The 18,664-nt window shown below is 63.0% G+C and carries 17 protein-coding genes and 1 pseudogene; 9 read left to right on the top strand and 9 right to left on the bottom strand.

Annotation, left to right across the window (positions count from 1 at the left end; translation table 11 throughout):
- Positions 1–73: 73 nt before the first annotated feature.
- The 7 genes from CFU_RS12245 to CFU_RS24495 all read right to left on the bottom strand — a co-directional run bounded on the left by CFU_RS12245 (position 74) and on the right by CFU_RS24495 (position 8,094).
- Positions 74–1,132, bottom strand: coding sequence for a chemotaxis response regulator protein-glutamate methylesterase (locus CFU_RS12245; protein ID WP_014006352.1), 1,059 nt, complete (start codon positions 1,130–1,132; stop codon positions 74–76).
- Positions 1,129–3,474 carry a hybrid sensor histidine kinase/response regulator gene (locus CFU_RS12240; RefSeq protein WP_014006351.1) on the bottom strand — a complete coding sequence of 782 codons (2,346 nt, stop codon included), beginning with the start codon at positions 3,472–3,474 and terminating at the stop codon, positions 1,129–1,131. The genes CFU_RS12245 and CFU_RS12240 overlap by 4 nt, the downstream gene beginning before the upstream one ends.
- Positions 3,471–4,166: a chemotaxis protein CheW gene (locus CFU_RS12235; protein WP_081466464.1), complete on the bottom strand. Its 696-nt coding sequence runs from the start codon at positions 4,164–4,166 to the stop codon at positions 3,471–3,473. The genes CFU_RS12240 and CFU_RS12235 overlap by 4 nt, the downstream gene beginning before the upstream one ends.
- 255 nt (positions 4,167–4,421) lie before the next feature.
- On the bottom strand, positions 4,422–5,669 hold the full coding sequence (locus CFU_RS12230; RefSeq protein WP_014006349.1) for a CheR family methyltransferase: 1,248 nt from the start codon (positions 5,667–5,669) through the stop codon (positions 4,422–4,424).
- Positions 5,669–6,127: a chemotaxis protein CheW gene (locus CFU_RS12225; protein WP_014006348.1), complete on the bottom strand. Its 459-nt coding sequence runs from the start codon at positions 6,125–6,127 to the stop codon at positions 5,669–5,671. Before CFU_RS12225 ends, CFU_RS12230 begins: the two co-directional genes overlap by 1 nt.
- Positions 6,128–6,166: 39 nt before the next feature.
- On the bottom strand, positions 6,167–7,795 hold the full coding sequence (locus tag CFU_RS12220) for a methyl-accepting chemotaxis protein (protein ID WP_014006347.1): 1,629 nt from the start codon (positions 7,793–7,795) through the stop codon (positions 6,167–6,169).
- A 29-nt stretch (positions 7,796–7,824) separates the two neighbouring features.
- A complete protein-coding gene (locus CFU_RS24495; protein ID WP_148264830.1) occupies positions 7,825–8,094 on the bottom strand; it encodes a hypothetical protein in 270 nt (89 codons plus the stop codon).
- A 199-nt stretch (positions 8,095–8,293) separates the two neighbouring features.
- On the opposite strand from CFU_RS24495, the gene CFU_RS12215 reads away from it, so the two are divergent.
- From CFU_RS12215 to CFU_RS12180, 8 genes are all read left to right on the top strand, one after another.
- Complete coding sequence (locus CFU_RS12215; RefSeq protein ID WP_081466463.1) at positions 8,294–9,952, top strand: methyl-accepting chemotaxis protein; 1,659 nt, start codon at positions 8,294–8,296, stop codon at positions 9,950–9,952.
- Between the two features lie 29 nt (positions 9,953–9,981).
- Positions 9,982–11,763, top strand: a complete 1,782-nt coding sequence (locus CFU_RS12210) for a methyl-accepting chemotaxis protein (RefSeq protein WP_014006345.1) — start codon at positions 9,982–9,984, stop codon at positions 11,761–11,763.
- Positions 11,764–12,016: 253 nt separating this feature from the next.
- A complete protein-coding gene (locus tag CFU_RS12205) occupies positions 12,017–13,162 on the top strand; it encodes a methyltransferase (RefSeq protein WP_014006344.1) in 1,146 nt (381 codons plus the stop codon).
- Between the two features lie 288 nt (positions 13,163–13,450).
- Positions 13,451–13,771: an Hpt domain-containing protein gene (locus CFU_RS12200; protein ID WP_041741884.1), complete on the top strand. Its 321-nt coding sequence runs from the start codon at positions 13,451–13,453 to the stop codon at positions 13,769–13,771.
- A gap of 63 nt (positions 13,772–13,834) precedes the next feature.
- Positions 13,835–14,245 (top strand): OsmC family protein, encoded by a 411-nt coding sequence (locus CFU_RS12195; RefSeq protein ID WP_014006342.1) that lies wholly within the window; start codon positions 13,835–13,837, stop codon positions 14,243–14,245.
- Between the two features lie 20 nt (positions 14,246–14,265).
- Positions 14,266–14,817, top strand: a complete 552-nt coding sequence (locus tag CFU_RS12190) for an NADPH-dependent FMN reductase (protein WP_014006341.1) — start codon at positions 14,266–14,268, stop codon at positions 14,815–14,817.
- 2 nt (positions 14,818–14,819) lie between these two features.
- A complete protein-coding gene (locus tag CFU_RS12185; RefSeq protein WP_014006340.1) occupies positions 14,820–15,740 on the top strand; it encodes a DnaJ C-terminal domain-containing protein in 921 nt (306 codons plus the stop codon).
- 11 nt (positions 15,741–15,751) lie between these two features.
- Positions 15,752–16,090, top strand: a complete 339-nt coding sequence (locus CFU_RS12180) for a chaperone modulator CbpM (RefSeq protein WP_041741882.1) — start codon at positions 15,752–15,754, stop codon at positions 16,088–16,090.
- Between the two features lie 19 nt (positions 16,091–16,109).
- On the opposite strand, the pseudogene CFU_RS23860 reads toward CFU_RS12180, so the two are convergent.
- Both CFU_RS23860 and CFU_RS12175 read right to left on the bottom strand, forming a co-directional pair.
- Positions 16,110–16,292 (bottom strand): annotated as a pseudogene (locus CFU_RS23860) (bifunctional glyoxylate/hydroxypyruvate reductase B); the annotation flags it as partial.
- A 35-nt stretch (positions 16,293–16,327) separates the two neighbouring features.
- Positions 16,328–17,215 (bottom strand): GntR family transcriptional regulator, encoded by an 888-nt coding sequence (locus tag CFU_RS12175; RefSeq protein WP_014006337.1) that lies wholly within the window; start codon positions 17,213–17,215, stop codon positions 16,328–16,330.
- 207 nt (positions 17,216–17,422) lie between these two features.
- Here CFU_RS12175 and CFU_RS12170 point away from each other — a divergent pair, with 207 nt between their 5' ends.
- Positions 17,423–18,583 (top strand): C45 family autoproteolytic acyltransferase/hydolase, encoded by a 1,161-nt coding sequence (locus tag CFU_RS12170; RefSeq protein WP_014006336.1) that lies wholly within the window; start codon positions 17,423–17,425, stop codon positions 18,581–18,583.
- Positions 18,584–18,664: the final 81 nt, after the last annotated feature.

Here is an 18,664-nt window from a genome sequence, read left to right as displayed (position 1 = left end):
CTTACTCCGTATCTGTACTGATTGTAGCTATCGTTTGCCGCAGTTGTCGTTTGCGCAGTTGTCGTTTGCGCAGTTATCGTTTGCATATGATGCTGACCAGCTTTGCCGCTATCTGGTTCACCGGCAGGATGGCGTCGGCCGCATCGAGCAGGGCGGCTGCCTTCGGCATGCCATACACAGCGCTGGATTCACGGTCCTGGGCGATCGTGTAGTAACCTTTGTCGCGCATGGCTTTGAGCCCCAGGGCGCCGTCGCGGCCCATGCCGGTCAGCAGGATGCCGACCGCTTTCCCCGCCCACAATTCGACCACGCTCTGGAAAAAAACGTCGATCGACGGCCGGTAGGGATAGCCGCTGGGTTGTTCGGTGTAGCCGAGCTGGAACGGCCGGGTCAGGCGCAGATGGTCGTCGGTCCCGGCCAGCAGCACCTGGCCTGGCGCCGGGCTGTCGCCGGCCTGCGCCAGCCGCACCGGCAGTTTCGACTGGCCGCTGAGCCATTCGGCCATGCCGGAAGCGAACTGGGCATCCACATGCTGCACCACCACCAGGGCCGCCGGGAAATCGGCCGGCAGCTGCGACAGCAGGGTGGCCAGCGCCGCGGGACCGCCGGCGGAAGCGCCGATGGCGATCAGGTATTTTGAGTCGGGGGCCGGCAGCGATGTTCTTTTAGCGCCGGCGGCGGCAGTCGTGGTGACCGCCGCGGCAGCCGGCGCCCGCTGTTCCGGCAGCGACTGGCGCTGGTTGAGCAGTTTTTCGATAGAGTCGATCTTGGCCAGCATGGTGTTGACGTCGTTGCGCTGGTAACCGCTCAGGGTGCTCGGGGTATCGATCGCATCCAGCGCGCCGTAAGCCATGGCATCATAGACTGCCGAGACATTGGCGCCGACGTCGCCGGTGACGATCAGGATCGCACATGGCGTATGCGCCATGATGTGGCGGGTGGCGGCGACGCCGTCCAGCACCGGCATCATCAGGTCCATCAGGATCAGGTCCGGCACCTGCCATGCACACAGCTCAATGGCGCGCTGGCCATCCTCGGCAATCCAGATGATCTCGTGGTCCTGGCGCTGGACCAGCGTGCGGCGCAGCGCTTCCACCGCAATCGGCGCATCGTTGACAATACCGATCTTCATGAGTGGGCCTCGCCGATCAGGTCTTCCACCGCCTGCAGCAGGGTTTCGTCATGGAAGCTGGCTTTGGCCAGGTAATAATCGGCGCCGGCTTCGAGCCCGCGCTGGCGGTCTTCCTGGCGGTCCTTGTATGACACGATCATGACCGGGATGGCTTTCAGCTGCAGGTTTTTCTTGATCAAGGTGACCAGCTCGATGCCATCCATGCGCGGCATGTCGATATCGGTCACCACCAGGTCGAACGGTTCGCTGCGCAGGGCGTTCCAGCCGTCCATGCCGTCCACCGCGACGCGCACCGTATAACCGCGGTTGCTCAGCAGCTTGCGTTCCAGTTCGCGCACGGTAAGCGAATCGTCGACCACCAGCACCCGCTTGCTGGTCTGCACCTGCTGCTGGCTGCTGTTGCCTTGGATCTTGCTGAGCTGGCCCTGGGCAATCAGTTTCTCAACCGAATTGAGCATGTCGGCCACGTCCAGTATCAGCACCGGGGAGCCGTCTTCCATCAGCGCCGCCGCCGCCACATCCTTGATCTTGCCCAGGCGTGCATCCAGCGGTTGCACCACCAGCATGTGTTCGCCCAGCAGTCGGTCAACCTGCAAACCGTAGGTCTGGGTCTGGTCGCCGATCACTACCAGGGCAATGCGGTCGCCGCTTGCGGCCGCATCGCCGCTCTGCAGGATCTGGCTGGCAGCGACCAGGCCGATCTGGCGTTCTTCAAAGGCAAAATGCTGGCGGCCTTCCAGCGATTCGATCTGGCTCCGCTCCAATATCATGGTGCGGTTGACGTACGCCAGCGGAAAGGCGTAGGGCTCGCCGCCAATGCTGACCAGCAGGCTGCGCACCAGCGACAGCGTCAGCGGCAATTGCAGCTGGAAACGCATGCCGTGGCCGGCTTCGCTGAAAATCTGGACGGTGCCGCGCATGCGCTTGAGCATGTTGTGGACCACATCCAGGCCGACCCCGCGCCCGGAAATTTCGGTCACCGTGTCGCGCATGCTGAAGCCGGGCAGCAGCAGGAAATGCAGCAGCTCGGCATCGCTCAGGCGGCCCGCGGTGGCGTGGTCCACCAGGCCGCGCCGCACCACGGCGGCACGCAATTGTTCCAGGTCGACGCCGTTGCCGTCGTCGCTGATGGTGATTTGCAGCAGGCCGGCATGATGGCGCGCGGTCAGCGTGACCAGGCCTTCTTCATCCTTGCCGGCGGCGCGCCGCTGCTGCGGCGTTTCGATGCCGTGGTCGAGCGCATTGCGCAGCAGGTGCACCAGCGGCGCGTCCAGCTGCTCGAGGATGTCGCGGTCAACCTGGGTGGTCTGGCCGTTGATCTCCAGCTTGACCTGCTTTCCCAGCGTGCGCCCGAGGTCGCGCACCATGCGGTCGTAGCCGACCACGCGATCGGCGAACGGCCGCATGCGGCTGGCCAGCGCCTGGTCGTACAGACGCTGCGCGCGGCTGCTGTTGCGCCGTTCGAACAGCTCCAGTTCAGTCAGGCGCTCGGCCAGCATCTTCTGGCTGGCGTCGATATTTTGCCGGACATCCTGCAAGGCCTTGAGGTGGGCGCCTGCGAGATTGCCCTCGCGCAGCGAATCATGCAAGGCTTCCAGCGATTGCGCGGTGTTCTGCTGCAGCCGTTTCAAGCGCAGCAGGGATTGGTTGAAGGCGGGCAGCCAGCGCGATTCCACCAGCGATTCGCCGGACAGGCTGACCAGCTGGTTCAAGTGCGCGGCGGTGACGCGCAGCATGCGGTCGCCCTGGTCCTGGTTCTTGATCTTGTCCTGGTTTTTGCCCTGGTTCTGGCCTGTCATCGCCTCATCGGCTGCCGGTACGGCGTCGTCCGTTTCTGCCGCCGCCACAATTGCCGGTTCCGAGATCGGGACCGAGAACGGGACCAATTCCGGGACCGATTCCGCTTCGCGGGCGCGGTCATCGGCTTGCTGCAAGCTGGTTTCCAGGCCGCGCAGGAAAGTTTCGATTTCCTTGCGGCCGCTGCCGGCCTGCCACAGTTCCAGGTCCTCTGCGCTGGCGGCGATCCGCTGCAGCAGGTCGACGCCGTGCAGCAGCAGGTCGATGCGGCGCGGTCCAAGCTGCACTTTTCCCTGCTGCGCCCAGACAAAACAGTCCTCCATGACATGGGTGACGTCGACCCCGGCCTGGACGCCGACAATCCGCGCCGCGCCCTTGATCGAGTGGGCGGCGCGCATGCAGGCTTCCAGCTGCTGTTGCGGCGGCTCATGTTGCGGCGCGCGTTCAATCGCCAGCAGGCCGCTGCTCATCACTTGCGCCTGGGTTTCTACCTCCATGCGGAACAGGTCGAGCATGGAGGCGTCGCGCAATTCGTCGGCGTTCATGCCAGGCTCCGATCCAGCGTGTGAAACAGCAGTTCCTGGTCCAGCAGGCCGACGCTATGCCCGTTCCACTGGATCACGGCGTCGGTGAAGTGGCCGGTGGCCCGGATCAGGGTGGTTGGCACCGGCTGCCGGGCCGAGGCGGCGACGCGCAAGGTGCCGTGCACTTCATCCGCGGTGAACGCAGTGGTCTGGCCGTTGTGCCTGACGATCAGCATGCGCCGCAGCAGTTCCTGGCGCGCGCTGGCCTTGCTGTCGCTGCTGCTGTCACCGATGCCGAGCATCGCCGCCAGCGACACGCAAGTCACCAGCGCTCCGCGGATGTTGGTGATGCCGAGCACAACCGCGTTTTGCCGGTGCGGCAAGCGGTGCACGCTGCGCAGTTCGGTGATTTCTTCCAGCAGCGCGGTCGGCAGCGCCAGCCACTCTTCGCCGATGCGGAACAGCAGCAGGGAGTGGAGGTCGGCGTCGTCTTGCTGCGGCTCTTCGCCCGGCTCAAGCCAGCCGTCGCTGCCGCCGTCCAGCTGCAGCCGGTCCAGCAGCTCGGCCGCGGCGCGCGCATGGACCGGGCAGTTGCGGCAATCGATATGCAGCGCCAGGCGTTCGCAGGACGAATCGCCGCGTACGCCGATGCGGTTCCAGCAATCGTCGATCAATGCCATGGTGTCGGTTTGATAATCAAGTGATGTAGTCATGATTGGCACATCATACGACTAGTGGACTGTAATAGCCGAATCGAGAGTGAAGGGCGCGTATCCGATGCGCAGGGCAAGGCGGATGGCCGCCCCGCGCGAAGCGCAGCAATAGCGAGACTATTGCGAGCATTTGCAACGCCGCCATGCACGTCGGATACGTGACAAGCGCTCTTGATTCGGTTGTTGCAGTCCACTAACTTCGGCCAGCCCGAAGCGGCAACGCCCTTGAAGGAAGATATCAGCATCAAGCGCATGTCAGGACGGGTTGTTTTCTGCCGAACGCCGTGCCCGCTGCTGCAGCAGCCTGGCGCCGGCGGTGTCGCCCTGGGTTTGCAGCAGGGCCGCCAGGTGGGTCATGGCGCCGGCATGGGCCGGCTCCAGGTACAAGGCTTTGCGATAGCAGTCCGCCGCGGCTTGCTTGCGGTCGGCGGCGTCATGGATCACGCCCATCAGGTAATATGCCGCGGCCGACGGGCCGTGGCGCTGGATCAGCTGTTCGCACAGGCTGGCGGCTTCGCTCAGCTGGCCCTGGTCGGCCAGCAGCTGCACTGTCGCCAGGGTGGTCTGCGGCAGCACAGGCAGCTCTGCCGCAGGCCGGATCCTTGACGGCGCTGCGCGCGCGGCGGCTGCTCTTGGCGCCGGCCGCAACGGCGCCGGCGGCTGTGGCGCAAAGGCTGCGATTGGCGCCGCTGCAGGCTTGACCGGCTCCTGTTTGGGCGCGCCCTGGCGGAAGGCGAAGGCCATCGGCGCCTTGATCGGCGTCAGCGCATGCTGCATCATCAGCGCGCTTTCCGCCGGGCCGACAAACAGCAGGCCCTCGGGCGCCAGCCGCTGGGTCAGGATAGTGACGGCCTGGTGCTGGGTGGTGCGGTCGAAATAGATCAGCAGGTTGCGGCAAAAGACGATGTCGTAGGGCGCTTCGCCGTACAGCAGGGTTGGTGCAAACAGGTTGCTCTGGATGAAGCGCACCTGCTGGCGCACTGTCTCCGACAGCGCGTAGCCTTGTTCATTGAGGGCGAAATAGTGGTCGCGGAACGCCAGCGAATTGCCGCGGAACGAGTTCTTGCCGTATACCGCCTGGCGCGCGACGGCGAGCGATTGTGCGCTGATGTCGATGGCGTCGATGCGGAAATGCTGCGGCGGCATGCCGATGTCCAGCAAGGCCATCGCAATCGAGTACGGTTCTTCGCCGGTGGAGCAGGGCAGGCTCAGGATGCGCAAAGGCTGGCCGGCGCTGATCGGCCGCTGCGGCTGCAGCTGCGCCATTTCATTGAACGCTTCGCGGTTGCGGAAGAACCAGGTTTCCGGCACGATCACCGATTCGATCAGGTGCAGCTGTTCCTGCTCCGACATCTGCAGCAGCAGCCAGTAGGCGTCAAGGTCGTCGACCCCGCTTTTGTCGCGTCTCTCATGCAAGGCGCGCTCCAGCATGGGCCGGCCGATGGACTGGACATCCAGCCCCATTGTACGTTTCAGCATGGTTTCGAATTTTGCCAGCGGCATTATTGCTCCGCTGCCGGAAACAGCTGCGCCCGGACTTCAGGCGGCAACAGGTCTTGCACCTGGACCGACTGGATCAGCCCGCGCGCATCGTCGGTGACCTGCCCCAGGTAGGGAGCATCGCTGTGGTCGAGGCCGCTGTCGCGAAACTCGGAAGGTTCGCGGCGCATGATTTCGCTGGATTTTTCCAGCACCAGCCCCAGCAGGCGGCTGTCCGGGCCTGGCGTCGGGTAATGCACCAGCACCATGCGGGTGCTGAGGCGGCGCTGGGCAGGGCGGCCCAGCGCCAGCTGGCTGAGATCGATCACCGGCACCGACTGCCCGCGATAGGTGAACACGCCGGCCACCCAGGGCGCGCTTGCCGGTATCTGTTTCAGGTTGGCCAGCGACAGCACCACCGCCACCTGGCGGGTGTCGAGTGCGTAATGGTCCTGGCCGATTTGGAACAATAAAAAAAGCATTGTATGTAACTCCGGTAACTCCGCAACTCTGCGGCTGCCTCAGCCGGATTTCAGTTTGAAGCGCGATACGCCGTTGCGCAAGCCGTTGGCGGTCAGCGTCAGTTCATCGATCGCCTGGCTCGACTGGCGCAGCGATTCCACGCTTTGCTGGGCCGCTTCGCTCAGCTGCGTCAGCGCCTGGCTGATCTGCTCGGCGCCGACGGCTTGCGCTTGCACCCCTTCGTTGACCGACTGGAAGCGCGGCGTCAAAGCCTGCACTTGCTGGATAATTTGCGACAGCTGGGTGCCGACGTTCTGCACGTCGGCGATGCCGCGCCGCACTTCTTCGGAGAATTTGTCCATGCCCATGACGCCGGCAGATACCGCGGACTGGATCTCTTTGACCATCTGTTCGATGTCGTAGGTCGCCACCGCGGTCTGGTCGGCCAGGCGGCGGATTTCGGTCGCCACCACGGAAAACCCGCGGCCGTATTCGCCGGCTTTTTCAGCCTCGATGGCGGCGTTCAGCGACAGCAGGTTGGTCTGGCCGGCGACCTTGGTGATGGTGGTCACCACCTGGTTGATATTGCTGGCCTTCTCGTTGAGGATGGCCAGCTTGGCGTTGACCGAGCCGGCTGCATCCATCACGTGGTGCATGGTGTCTTCCATCTGGGTCAGTCCGGCCTGGCCGGTGCCGACCAGCCGCGCGGCTTCCTCCGCGCCGGACGAGACTTCGTTCATGGTGTTGACCAGTTCGCGCGAAGTGGAATAGATCTCGCGCGAAGTGGCGCCGATCTCGGTGGTGGTGGCGGCGGTTTCGTTGGCGGTGGCTTGCTGCTGCTTGGCGGTGGCGGCGATCTCGACCACCGAGGTGGTGACCTGCACCGCCGATTTCTGCGCTTGCCCGACCAGCCCGGTCAATTCGTCCGACATGCGGTTGAGGCCCACTTCCAGCGCCTGGAATTCGTCATGGCGATTCAGGTTCAGGCGCTGCGACAGGTCGCCGGAACGGATCACTTCCAACGCCGCGATCAGGTCCGCCATCGGCCGCGTGATGGCGCGCAGCAGGAAGAAACCGCAGATCAGGGCCGCTACCAGGGCGATTACCAGCGCTACCAGCAAGGTGCTCTTGGCGACCACTACCGCGGCTTCGATCTTGTCCACCGAACGGACTTCTGCCTGCTGGTTGAAGTCGCGCAGCTGGGTGGCGGCGCTGCGCCCCAATTGCCAGGCCGGTTCCAACTGCTGGATCAGCAGCGCGCGCGCTTGCGGATTCTTTTGCAAGTCGTCCAGTTTCAATACTTCCGCCATGAGCCGGTCGTATTGCGCGCGCGCAGCCTTGAAGGCGTTGAAGTTGGTCCTGTCCTCGCTTTCGAAAATGGTCTTGTCGTAGTCTGCGATCAGCTTGTCCATTTTTTCGGCGTCGGCGCGCATGGTGGCCAGGTCCTGCTTGCGTTCATCCGGATTGTCCAGCGCCACTACCTGCAGCGCCAGCAGATAACTCTGGAACCAGGTCGAGCGTATGCCGGTGCTCAATTCGAGGCCGGGCATGGAATCGGTCTGGAAGCTGATGGTTTCGTGTTCGATCGCCGCCAGCTTGAGATAGGTGATGCCAGCCATGAATCCCATCAACGCCAGGATAAGCCCAAAACTGACCAGCATTCTTTGCCGAATAGTCCATTGCTTCACGTGTTATCTCTCCTGTCGTTAATCGATGATTACTGCGCGATGATCGCTGCGTTCTCCTGGTCTGCGGCTTGAGAACGGCCTGAATTGCTGAACTGACAACTGCGCCGTTCCGGTGAGTTTCTAAGTGGATACAATAAACCAGCCAGATCGAAAGCGGGCGAATTTTTGGCGATGCCGGACCAGTGCCGGGCGCCGATTATTGCAGATTTTTGGATACTGATTTGTATATCATTGTGAAATCTCAAAGGTAACAATCGATAATCCCTTACGCCTGCGCCAGCGGCGATTCCGATTGTCAAACTGGCGTCCGGCAGATTCTGCCGCGGCAGCCGTGCCCGGCGTGGTTGCGCACTATTCTTTTTGTCCCCCCTTCAGTTATGCAGCGACGCTGCCGTTAACGTAAAAGAAAGCAGCAAAGGAACGCAGTAATTGCGTCCCGTGCCGGCGCTTCGACGCCGCACGCCATCGATAATTGCCAAGGCAAACGGAGACCCATTCATGAACAGATTGTCTTTTACGCAGAAACTGTGGCTGCCGCTGCTGGTCAGCCTGGTCGCACTATTTTCAATCTCCGTCTTCAATGCCTACCAGGCGCGGCAGATCCGGCTGGACGAACGTAAAAGCGATCTGGTCAATGTCTCCAATGTCGCCATGAACGTGATCAAGGAATACGGCGCCATGGCCGCCAGCGGCGCCCTCGGCAAGAGCGAGGCGCAGCAGCAGGCGCTGGCACGGTTGAAGGCCATGCGCTACGGCAAGGATGGCTATTTTTCGGTGTCGACCTCGAATGAAGTGATGGTCATGCACCCGATCAAGCCGGAGCTGGATGGGCGCAAGATGAGCGACTTCAAGGATCCCGACGGCAACCTGGTGTTCGTCCTGATTTCCAAGGCCGGCAGCCAGAGCGGCGGCGGTTTCATCAACTACGTCTGGCCGCGCGTCGGTGCGGCCGAGGCGGTGCCGAAGATGTCGTTCGCGCTTGGCTACCAGCCGTGGGACTGGATCGCCACCACCGGCATTTATGTGGACGACCTCAACCGGGCTTTCATGCAATCGCTGTACCAGGCCGGCGCCATCCTGCTGGCGGTTGCGCTGGCGCTGGTAGCGCTGGTGATCTATTCCAACCGCAGCATGCTGGCCGCGATCGGCGGCGATCCCGGCCATGCAGCCGATATCGCCAACCGCATCGCCGGCGGCGACCTCAGCCTGGACATCGCGACCCGGCCCGGCGATACGCGCAGCCTGGTGTATGCGATGAAATGCATGCGCGCATCGCTGCTGCACACGATCACCAACATCAAGAGTTCGGCCGACACCATCGCCACCGCCTCCGGCCAGATCGCCAGCGGCAACCTGGACCTGTCGAGCCGCACCGAACAGCAAGCCGGATCGCTGGAAGAAACCGCGTCGGCGATGGAACAGCTGACCTCGACCGTCAAGCAGAACGCCGATAACGCACGGCAGGCCAACCAGCTGGCGGTGACCGCATCGCAAGTGGCGAGCAACAGCAGCGCGGTGGTGTCGCAGGTGGTCGACACCATGGGCAATATCCGCAGCTCATCGAAGAAAATCGTCGACATCATCGGCGTCATCGACGGCATCGCTTTCCAGACCAATATCCTGGCCCTCAACGCCGCGGTGGAAGCAGCGCGTGCCGGCGAACAGGGACGCGGCTTCGCCGTGGTGGCGGCGGAAGTGCGCAGCCTGGCCCAACGCTCGGCGGCAGCGGCCAAGGAAATCAAGGTGCTGATCGACGATTCCGTCAGCCAGGTCGGCAGCGGCAGCCGGCTGGTGGAGCAGGCCGGCGCCACCATGGGCGAGGTGGTGACCAGCGTCAAGCGGGTGACCGACATCATCGGCGAGATCGCGACCGCCAGCCAGGAGCAAAGCAGCGGCATCGAGCAGGTCAACCACGCGATCACGCAAATGGACGAGGTCACCCAGCAAAATGCGGCGCTGGTGGAGCAGGCTGCCGCTGCCGCCGCCTCGCTGCAGGAACAGGCGGTCAGCCTGGCGCAGATGGTGAGCGTGTTCAAGACCGACAGCGGACCTGCCAGCCCGGCACTGCATGCCGGCGCCGCCAGGCGGCCGTTGGATATCACGCCGCACCAGGCGCAATTGGGAAACAGGCCGGCGGCGCGGCGGGTAGCAGCCTAGATTTTATTTTTTAAGGAAAGTACGCAGGCATGAAAAATCTGAGTCTGAAAGCAAAGTTGTGGCTGGTGCTGGCGGTCATGTGGCTGGGGTTGCTGCTGCTGGCCGGCTGGTCCGCCCTGAACACGCGCGACACCATGATGAAGGAACGCGAAGCCGGGCTGAAGAATGTGGTGGAAACCGCGGCCGGCATCGTCAAGGGGTATGCCGACGATGTCGCCGCCAGCCGGCTTAGCCTGGCGGACGCGCAAAGCCAGGCCTTGCAGCGCATCAGCAGCATGCGCTATGCGCAGGACAACTATGTGTTTGTCTTCGATTCGCGGCCGGTGGTGCTGATGCACCCGACCAGCAAGGATATCGTCAACAAGAACGTCGGCGAGCGCAAGGATACCGATGGCAAGCTGTATTACGTGGAAATGGTCAAGCTGGGCAAACAGCAACAGCAGGGCATCGTCCATTACATGGGGCGCTTGCCGGGCACCGCCGACACCCGCGCCGAGAAAATCAGCCAGGTGAATTATTTCGCGCCGTGGGACTGGTTCCTGGTGTCGGGCGTGTTCGTCAACGATGTGCAGGCGGCGTTTTACGACAACCTGCTCAAGCAGCTGCTGATCATGTTCGTCATCGGTGCGACAGTGTCGGCCACCATGCTGCTGATTATCCGTAGCGTGACGCGCAGCCTGGGCGGAGAACCGAGTTATGCTGCCGCCATCGCCGCCAGGATCGCCGGCGGCGAGCTGGACCTGGCGGTGCTGGTCGACGGCAAGGACAAGTCCAGCCTGCTGCATGCGATGCGGCAGATGCAGCTGCAGCTGGCGGCGGCCATCACCGAGATTCGCGAAGGCACCCACAACATCGGCGCTTCGATCAAGGAAATTTCCGCCGGCAACAGCGATTTGTCGGCGCGCACCGAACAGCAGGCCGCTTCGCTGCAGCAGACCGCCGCCAGCATGGAGCAACTGACCGCCACCGTGCGGCAGAATGCCGACAACGCCAGGCAGGCCGGGCAGCTGGCGCAGAGCGCTTCCAGCATCGCCGCCAAGGGCGGCGAAGTAGTCGGGCAGGTGGTTCACACCATGCAAGGCATTACCGACAGCTCCAGGCGCATCGCCGACATCATCGGGGTAATCGACGGCATTGCGTTCCAGACCAATATCCTGGCGCTGAACGCAGCGGTGGAGGCGGCCCGGGCCGGCGAGCAAGGGCGCGGTTTTGCGGTGGTGGCGGCCGAGGTGCGCAGCCTGGCCCAGCGCAGCGCCCAGGCGGCTAAGGAAATCAAGGAACTGATAGGGGATTCGGTCGACAAGGTCGACGGCGGCTCCGAGCTGGTGGCCCGGGCCGGCCAGACCATGGATGAAATCGTGCAGGCGGTCAAGCGCGTGACCGACATCATGGCGGAAGTCACGGTGGCGTCGGAAGAACAGAGCAGCGGCATCGAACAAGTCAACCAGGCGGTTACGCAGATGGACCAGGTGACGCAGCAGAACGCCGCGCTGGTGGAGCAGGTGGCGGCCGCGGCCGGTTCGCTGGAAGGGCAGGCGCTGCGCCTGCAGGATGCGGTGTCGGTATTCCGCATGGCTGAGCAGCCGCGCAGCAGTGCGCCGCCGGCGCTGGCCAAGCGTGCGGAGCCGCTGCCAAGCGCCAGACCGGCGCCGGCTAGACGTGCCTCACCCCCGGTCCTGAAGACTGTCGCCGCTGGCAAGACGCGCACTGGCGCTGGCAAGCTTGCAGCCGGCAAGGCGCAGCCAACATCATGGAAAGCCCCTGCGGTCAAGCTGGCGGCGTCCAATGCGGATGACTGGGAGACGTTTTGACAGGGTGGTTTGCAGGGCGCCGGCGGCCCTGAATTTGTCCGGATGAAAGAAACGGCGCATAGCCGCGGTCAGGAGGTATACTTGGGGCTATCGAAGATGTCCGCCTGCCATGATGGCAAACGGACAGCGCGGACGATGTTTTGCAAGGCATCGTGACCTGCTTCCTGCCTACCTACACTGATCGAGACCAATCCATGCGTTTGAATTCCACTACTGTCGAATTGACTTCGGCCGACCGTCCCGCGGGCGTCCTATGACGGCGAGCGAACAGCCGATGATCCATTGGATCGAGGAAGATCAGCCGCGTTCGGCGCGCTGGCGCTCGGAAAACGGCAATCCGGCGCCCAAGCGGGTGGTGATTGCGGACGACCGGATGACCGCCGACAGCGCTTACCGCCTGGCCTGCGAAGGCACCGGCATGCTGTGGCGCGGAGATTTCCAGAACGCCCGCCAATTGCTGCAGGCGCTGGCGCGCCGCGCCGAACCGAAAGCCGACAAGCGCGGCAAGCCGCGCAAACAGCCGGTGTCGCCGACCGATGCCTTCAACCTGCATCGCCAGGCCCAGTCGCAGCGGGCGCGCACCCTGGGCATGCTGCTGCTGCCGTTCGACGCCGACTACAGCATCCCCCTGCGCCGCGCACCCGATGTGCAGCTCGCCTGCAACGAAGCCTATGGCGCGCCAGCCGAGCCGTTCGTGGCCTCGCTGCGTGAATTGCTGGGCCTGATCGGGGCCCACGAGTGGCGCAAGAAGGGCGTCGAGATCGCCGCCCTGGGCGCGCGCATCCATCCACACTACGGCGTGTATTCGCCGGTGCGCGGCGAATATATCGGACTGGTGGAGGCGGCGCCGTTGCCGTCCACCAAGCTGGCTTTTGATATCGGCACCGGCACTGGCGTACTCGCGGCGTTATTGGCTAAGCGCGGCGTAGAGCGCATCGTGGCGACCGATATGGACCCGCGCGCCCTGCGTTGCGCGCGCGAGAACCTGGTGCGGCTGGAGCTGGACGGCCAGGTCACCCTGCTGCAGGCCGATTTGTTTCCTGAGGGCCGGGCGCCGCTGGTGATCTGCAATCCGCCCTGGATTCCGGCGCGCCCCAGCTCGCCGATCGAACACGCGGTATACGATCCCGAGAGCCGCATGCTGCGCGGTTTCCTGGGCGGCCTGGCGCAACATCTGGAACCGGGCGGCGAGGGCTGGCTGATCCTGTCCGACCTGGCTGAGCACCTGGGCTTGCGTTCGCGCGCCGAGCTGCTGGCGGCGATCGAGGCGGCCGGCTTGAAAGTGCTGGGAAAAACCGATATCCGGCCGCAGCATCCCAAGGCCAGCGATGAGGCCGATCCGCTGCACGCCGCGCGCGCCGCTGAGCTGACTTCGCTGTGGCGGCTAGGGGCAGCTTGAATCGAGTGGCTTAAATCGGGCCAGTGAAAAATATTCGCTTTTCATTGCCATGCGGCAAATAAATGTTGTAAATTCGTCGGTTTTTTGCGGCTGCGGCCGACGGATTGTTGTTACCCAATGTTAACGATTGTGAAATATATAAGTTTGCCATTGCTGCAAGTAAGCTCCAAATCTAGGCTATCTCTGTTCATCTGGCGATAAAAGGATGGATACAGGCCGCGCGCCTTGCCTGCTGTACATGCGGGCAGTCGTCGCGGCATTCCGGGATAAACACTAGAAGTGGATGAAATGAACAAGAGCAAAGGTAGCCAGCCGCCACCAGATCCGCTATTGCCTTTGGACGAATCCGAGCTTGGACTGGACGATCTGTTCCTGGCCAGCGCCAGGCATGATCTGGCCGGCATCGAGCAAGCCCTGGCCAGCCGCGACTACAGTGCCGTGCAGCAGACGACGCACCGGCTGAAAGGCGCGGCCATGATTTTCCGCATGGCAGCCATGGTCGACGCCACGCTGCACATTGAAGCCGTGCTCAATACCGGCCTGGCCGTCGATCAGGCGCAGCTGGAGGCGGCCTGCGCCGCCTTGCGCCATCAGATCGAGCTGCTTTAGCATATCCTTCCCTTAAAACAGCTATAGTCTCCATATCAAATTCCAACCTGATATGGGGAACTCATGGCGTCTGTACACTTACAAAGCATTACTGGATATGTCCAGCAAATCCAGGCCAGGTCGCACCAGTTGCAGGCCGACGAACCGCTCGATAACGGCGGCACCGATAGCGGTCCGGCGCCCTATGAACTGCTGCTGGCCGGCCTGGCCGCCTGCACCTCCTTGACTTTACGCATGTACGCCGATCGTAAACAATGGGAGCTGGGGCTGATCGATGTGCGGATGCGCTTTTCGCGCGACGAACAAGGGCGCGAAAAGATCGATCGCACGGTCGCTTTCGGCGCCCGGCTCAGCCCGGAACAGATCGGCAGGCTGGGCGAGATCTGTGAAAAGACGCCGGTCACCAAGACCATCAGGCAAGGTACGGAAATCCAGACTACCTTGAATCCGGCCCCGCTTGAGCCGCGCGCCTGACCTGTCCTGAGGAGAAACGCATGTCGAAGATCGTTGGAGTGGCCGGCAGCCTGCGCAGCGGTTCGCTGAACGCCGCCTTGCTGCGTGCGGCAGCCGAGCTGATGCCGGCCGGTTCAGAGCTGGAAATCGGCACCATCAAAGGGATCCCCCTGTATGACGGCGATCTCGAACAGGCCGAGGGTATCCCGCCCGCGGTGGCGCTGCTGAAAGAACAGATCGCGGTGGCCGATGCGCTGCTGCTGGTGACGCCGGAATACAATAATTCGATGCCAGGCGTGTTCAAGAACGCGCTTGACTGGCTGTCCAGGCCGCCGGCCGACAGCGCCCGCATCTTCCGCGGCCGCCGGGTGGCGGTGATCGGCGCCTCGCCCGGCGGTTTCGGCACCGTGCTGTCGCAGAACGCCTGGCTGCCGGTATTGCGCACGCTGGGCATGCAACCGTGGTTCGGCGGCCGCCTGATGGTGTCGCACGCCGGCAAGGCATTCAACGAAAGCGGTGAGCTGGTCGACGAGCAGGTGCGCGAGCAGCTCAGGGAATTCAACCGGAATTTTGTCGAGTTCTTGAAAAACTGAACATGAAATTCAAAGACTATTACAGCGCCCTTGGCGTTGAACGCACGGCCAGCGCCGCCGAGATCAAGAGTGCTTACCGCAAGCTGGCGCACAAATACCATCCGGATGTCTCCAAGGATCCGGCCGGGGAAGAGAAATTCAAGGAAATCGCGGAAGCTTATTCGACCCTGAAGGATACGGAAAAACGCGCCGCCTACGACCAGCTGGGCAGCCACCAGCCCGGTGAAAACGTTGAGCCGCCGCCTGCCTGGCAGCAGGGGTTCAGCGATGGCGGAACGTCCTTTGGCGACGTCGACATGGCCGACATCCTGGCTGCTTTTGCCGCGTCGCGCCAGGGTGGCCGGCCGCGGCCGAGCAGGGGCGAGGACTACGAAGTCAACACGCCCGTCACGCTGGAGCAGATTTACGAGGGCGGTGAAACCGATGTCCGGCTGAGCATGCCTGAATACGACGAGCACGGCAAATTGCACCGGGTGCCGCGCACCTTCCGGATACGCATACCGAAAGGCGCGGAAGACGGCCAGCGCCTGCGCTTGTCAGGCAAGGGCGGGCAGGGCAGCGATGGCGGCAAGCATGGCGACCTGTACGTGGTGATGAAGCTGATCCCGCATCCCCTGTACCGGGTTAGCGGCAAGGACCTGTATTTCGATCTGCCGCTGACGCCGTGGGAAGCCGTGCTGGGCGCGGTAGTGCAGGTGCCGACTCTGGGCGGCAAGGTGGAATTGAATGTCCCCGCCGGCACCGCCGCCAACCGCCAGTTCCGCCTGGCCAAGCGCGGGCTGCCGTCCGCCGGCGGCGAGCAGGGCAATATGTATGCGGTAGTCAGGATAGAGGTGCCGAAGACGCCCACGGCGCGCGAGCGTGAGTTGTTTGAGCAGCTCGCTGCGGAATCGGCTTTTGATCCGCGTCAGCATTTGCATTGAGGAGAGTGGCAATGACTAGCCTGTTAGTAGAAGCCGTCTGGCTGAACGATGCGGACGCCTGCACGCTGGAAGAGCTGGCGGAATATTCCGGACTCAGCCACGCCGAGCTGGCGGAGTTGGTGGCGCTGGGCGCCATCGAACCGGACCGCGGCCCGGCGCCCGGCAGCCCGGCGCCCGCACATATATTCAGGTCGCAGACTATTGTGGTGGCCAGGACCGCACGGCGCCTGCGTGACGACTTTGAACTCGATACGCAAGGCCTGGCGGTGGCGCTCAATCTGCTGCAACGGATCCAGGCGCTGGAGGCACGTCTGGCCGCTGCCGACGCCCGCTTGCCGCATCCTGTCTGAACCACGACGCAAACCGTTCCTAGGCGCGATTCGCCGCGTTGGGCGTTGCCTTGCCGCTCAAGGCATCCAGCAGGTTGTGGGCCGCGCAGAGCGCCATGCCGTGTCTGGTTTCATGGTTAGCCGAGCCTATATGCGGCAAGGCGACAACATTCGCCATTTTCAGTAGGGGCGAATCGGCCGCCAGGGGTTCCAAACCGGCGCCGATCTTTTGGGTTTATAAATACATCGTCATTTCAATCACTTAATATCGCGGGCGATGCCAAGATGGTGCCGCATTAGGGCAGATGCCCATTCCCGGTTGTCGTTTTCCAGCGCCTGGATGATTTGCAGGTGTTCCTTGCATGAATCGATCTGGCGCGGATCGCGGTGGAATGCGATATGTTCGCCCAGCCGCCTGAGCTGGTTTTGCTGCTGCACCGCCTGCAGCACGAAGCGGTTGCCGGAGAAGCGCGCCAGCATTTCATGGAAGGCGGCGTTGAGGGCGAAAAACGCCGCAGCCGAATAGTCGCCGGGTGTCTGCTGCAATAATTTTTCGTGCGCCAGGCGGCTGTTCTGCAGTTGGACGGGGTCGATCCGGAAGCTGCTTTCCAGCAGTCCGCCGCACTCCACCATGATCCGGAACTGGTAGCTTTCGGTCATCAGCTCAGGTGAACCTATGGTCGGCGGGAAATTCCAGCCCTGGCCGCGGCGCTTCTCGATCAGGCCGTCCGCCGCCATGCGCACCAGCGTCCCCCGCAACAGGCTGCGCGGCACCGCATAGCGCTCCAGGAAATCGGTTTCCGTCATGGTGTCGGGCAGCAGGTTGCGGGCGCGGTCGTCGATCAGGCGCAGGTACAGGGTGTCGCCGCTGATGCCGTCGACCACCATTTCCGCCGCGCTTTCAGGCCGCGCATTGCTGCTGACGAAGTAGCCGCTGTTGACGTGATAGTCCAGCAACTCTTGCTCCGCCACCAGCCGCAATGCAGCTTTGACCGGGGTCCGCGAGACGTCGAACTGGCTGGCCAGGCCTTCTTCGGTCAGGTGGGTGCCGGCGGGCAGTTCGCCGGTGGTGATCTGCTGGATCAGGCGATTTGCCAGGTCAAGTTGCAAAGGACTGGGGCGGCTAGGTTTTATGGTTTTGCTCATTCAGGTGCCGCTGTTTAGGTTTACATTCGCTCAATGTTAAATGATTAATATCATATGAGTAAACTATAGGGCAAGCGGGGCGAGCGCCTGCAATGGATAAGGCAATTCTCAAAAGGTAACATTGAATTGATTTTATCAAAAAGTTAATACAAGATACTCCGAAATTATCTATTAATTGTCAATGAGACAATTTCGGAGGCTACTTGTATGCATGGCATTGCAGCGGCGATCGAATCGTTTCCGGAGGTGGATGTTTGCGGTTCGCCTTTCCAGCGCGGACGGCAGCATGGCGCGGCAGTGCCTGAACGCATCGTGCGCAGCGCGCGCCTTTACCGCCAGCAGCTGGCGCGGCAAAACGTCTGCGCCGAACGGCTAAGCGCCCTGGCGCTGGGCATGCTGCCGGCGATCAAGGGCTTCGATCCCGACTACCTGGAGGAAATGCAGGGCATTGCGCGCGGCGCCGGCGTGCCGCTGGAGGATGTCATCCTGATCAACTGCCGGACCGAAATGCTGTTTGGCCATGGCGAGCTCGCCGCAATATGCAAGGAGCTGGACGACGGCTGCACCAACCTGGTGGTGTTGCCGGAAAACGCGGAAAGCGGGCGCCTGATGCATGCCCACAACTGGGACTGGCGGGAAGAGTGCCTGGATACCGGCATCGTCCTGCGCGTCCGGCGCGGCGGCGATGCGCTGGAGCCGGACCTGCTCGTCTTCACCGAAGCCGGCAGCCTGGCGCGGCACGGTTTCAATAGCGCCGGCCTGTCCCTGACCGGCAATTTCCTGAGTTCGGACCGCGATTACCGCCTGCTGGCCGATGTGCCGCTGGTGCTGGTGCGGCGCAAGATGCTGGAAGCGCCGAGCATGAACGCAGCCATGAAGCTGCTGTGGCGGACACGGCGCTTCTGCTCCAACAACCTGATGCTGGCGCAGGCCGGGGTCAGCGGCGACGGCCAGCACATTGGCGATGCGGTCGACCTGGAGTGCGCGCCGGACGAAATTTTCTGGCTGACGCCGCAACACGGCTTGCTGGTGCATGCCAATCACTGGTTGTGCCCGGTGGCGCGCAGCAAGCTGCGCGAACAGGGGCTGGCCTTTAATCCGGATTCCCTCTATCGCCAGCGGTCCGTGGAGACGGCGATGCTGCAAGCCATCAATCATGGTCCGGGAAAAATCGATTGGGCAACGGTAAAGAAGGCGCTGGCGGACGATTTTTCCGGCGCCGGCGGTGTGTTGCGCAAACCTGATGCCGAAGGTGTCGACGCGCACTACGCGACAGTCGCGACGACCCTGATCGACGCTGCCAGCCGCACCATGTGGATAGCGCGCAAACCCTATCAGCCGGGCGCTTTCGCCGAATACCGCTTGTAGCCCGGCGGCCCCGGCCTCGTTTTAACCAAGGAAGTCAAACATCGCCGCCGCGAGGAATTGCTGCGTCTTCAAGTATCGGGA

This window comes from Collimonas fungivorans Ter331, assembly GCF_000221045.1.
Lineage (GTDB): Bacteria > Pseudomonadota > Gammaproteobacteria > Burkholderiales > Burkholderiaceae_D > Collimonas > Collimonas fungivorans_A.
Note: the sequence above shows the minus strand (reverse complement) of the source record. Positions and strands in the feature narration are given on the sequence as shown.

Excerpts from the sequence above, each read along its gene's own strand:
- CFU_RS12245 (WP_014006352.1), bottom strand. The coding sequence starts at position 1,132 with ATGAAGATCGGTATTGTCAACGATGCGCCGATTGCGGTGGAAGCGCTG.
- CFU_RS12240 (WP_014006351.1), bottom strand. The coding sequence starts at position 3,474 with ATGAACGCCGACGAATTGCGCGACGCCTCCATGCTCGACCTGTTCCGC.
- CFU_RS12235 (WP_081466464.1), bottom strand. The coding sequence starts at position 4,166 with ATGACTACATCACTTGATTATCAAACCGACACCATGGCATTGATCGAC.
- CFU_RS12230 (WP_014006349.1), bottom strand. The coding sequence starts at position 5,669 with ATGCCGCTGGCAAAATTCGAAACCATGCTGAAACGTACAATGGGGCTG.
- CFU_RS12225 (WP_014006348.1), bottom strand. The coding sequence starts at position 6,127 with ATGCTTTTTTTATTGTTCCAAATCGGCCAGGACCATTACGCACTCGAC.
- CFU_RS12215 (WP_081466463.1), top strand. The coding sequence starts at position 8,294 with ATGAACAGATTGTCTTTTACGCAGAAACTGTGGCTGCCGCTGCTGGTC.
- CFU_RS12210 (WP_014006345.1), top strand. The coding sequence starts at position 9,982 with ATGAAAAATCTGAGTCTGAAAGCAAAGTTGTGGCTGGTGCTGGCGGTC.
- CFU_RS12205 (WP_014006344.1), top strand. The coding sequence starts at position 12,017 with ATGACGGCGAGCGAACAGCCGATGATCCATTGGATCGAGGAAGATCAG.
- CFU_RS12200 (WP_041741884.1), top strand. The coding sequence starts at position 13,451 with ATGAACAAGAGCAAAGGTAGCCAGCCGCCACCAGATCCGCTATTGCCT.
- CFU_RS12195 (WP_014006342.1), top strand. The coding sequence starts at position 13,835 with ATGGCGTCTGTACACTTACAAAGCATTACTGGATATGTCCAGCAAATC.
- CFU_RS12190 (WP_014006341.1), top strand. The coding sequence starts at position 14,266 with ATGTCGAAGATCGTTGGAGTGGCCGGCAGCCTGCGCAGCGGTTCGCTG.
- CFU_RS12185 (WP_014006340.1), top strand. The coding sequence starts at position 14,820 with ATGAAATTCAAAGACTATTACAGCGCCCTTGGCGTTGAACGCACGGCC.
- CFU_RS12180 (WP_041741882.1), top strand. The coding sequence starts at position 15,752 with ATGACTAGCCTGTTAGTAGAAGCCGTCTGGCTGAACGATGCGGACGCC.
- CFU_RS12175 (WP_014006337.1), bottom strand. The coding sequence starts at position 17,215 with ATGAGCAAAACCATAAAACCTAGCCGCCCCAGTCCTTTGCAACTTGAC.
- CFU_RS12170 (WP_014006336.1), top strand. The coding sequence starts at position 17,423 with ATGCATGGCATTGCAGCGGCGATCGAATCGTTTCCGGAGGTGGATGTT.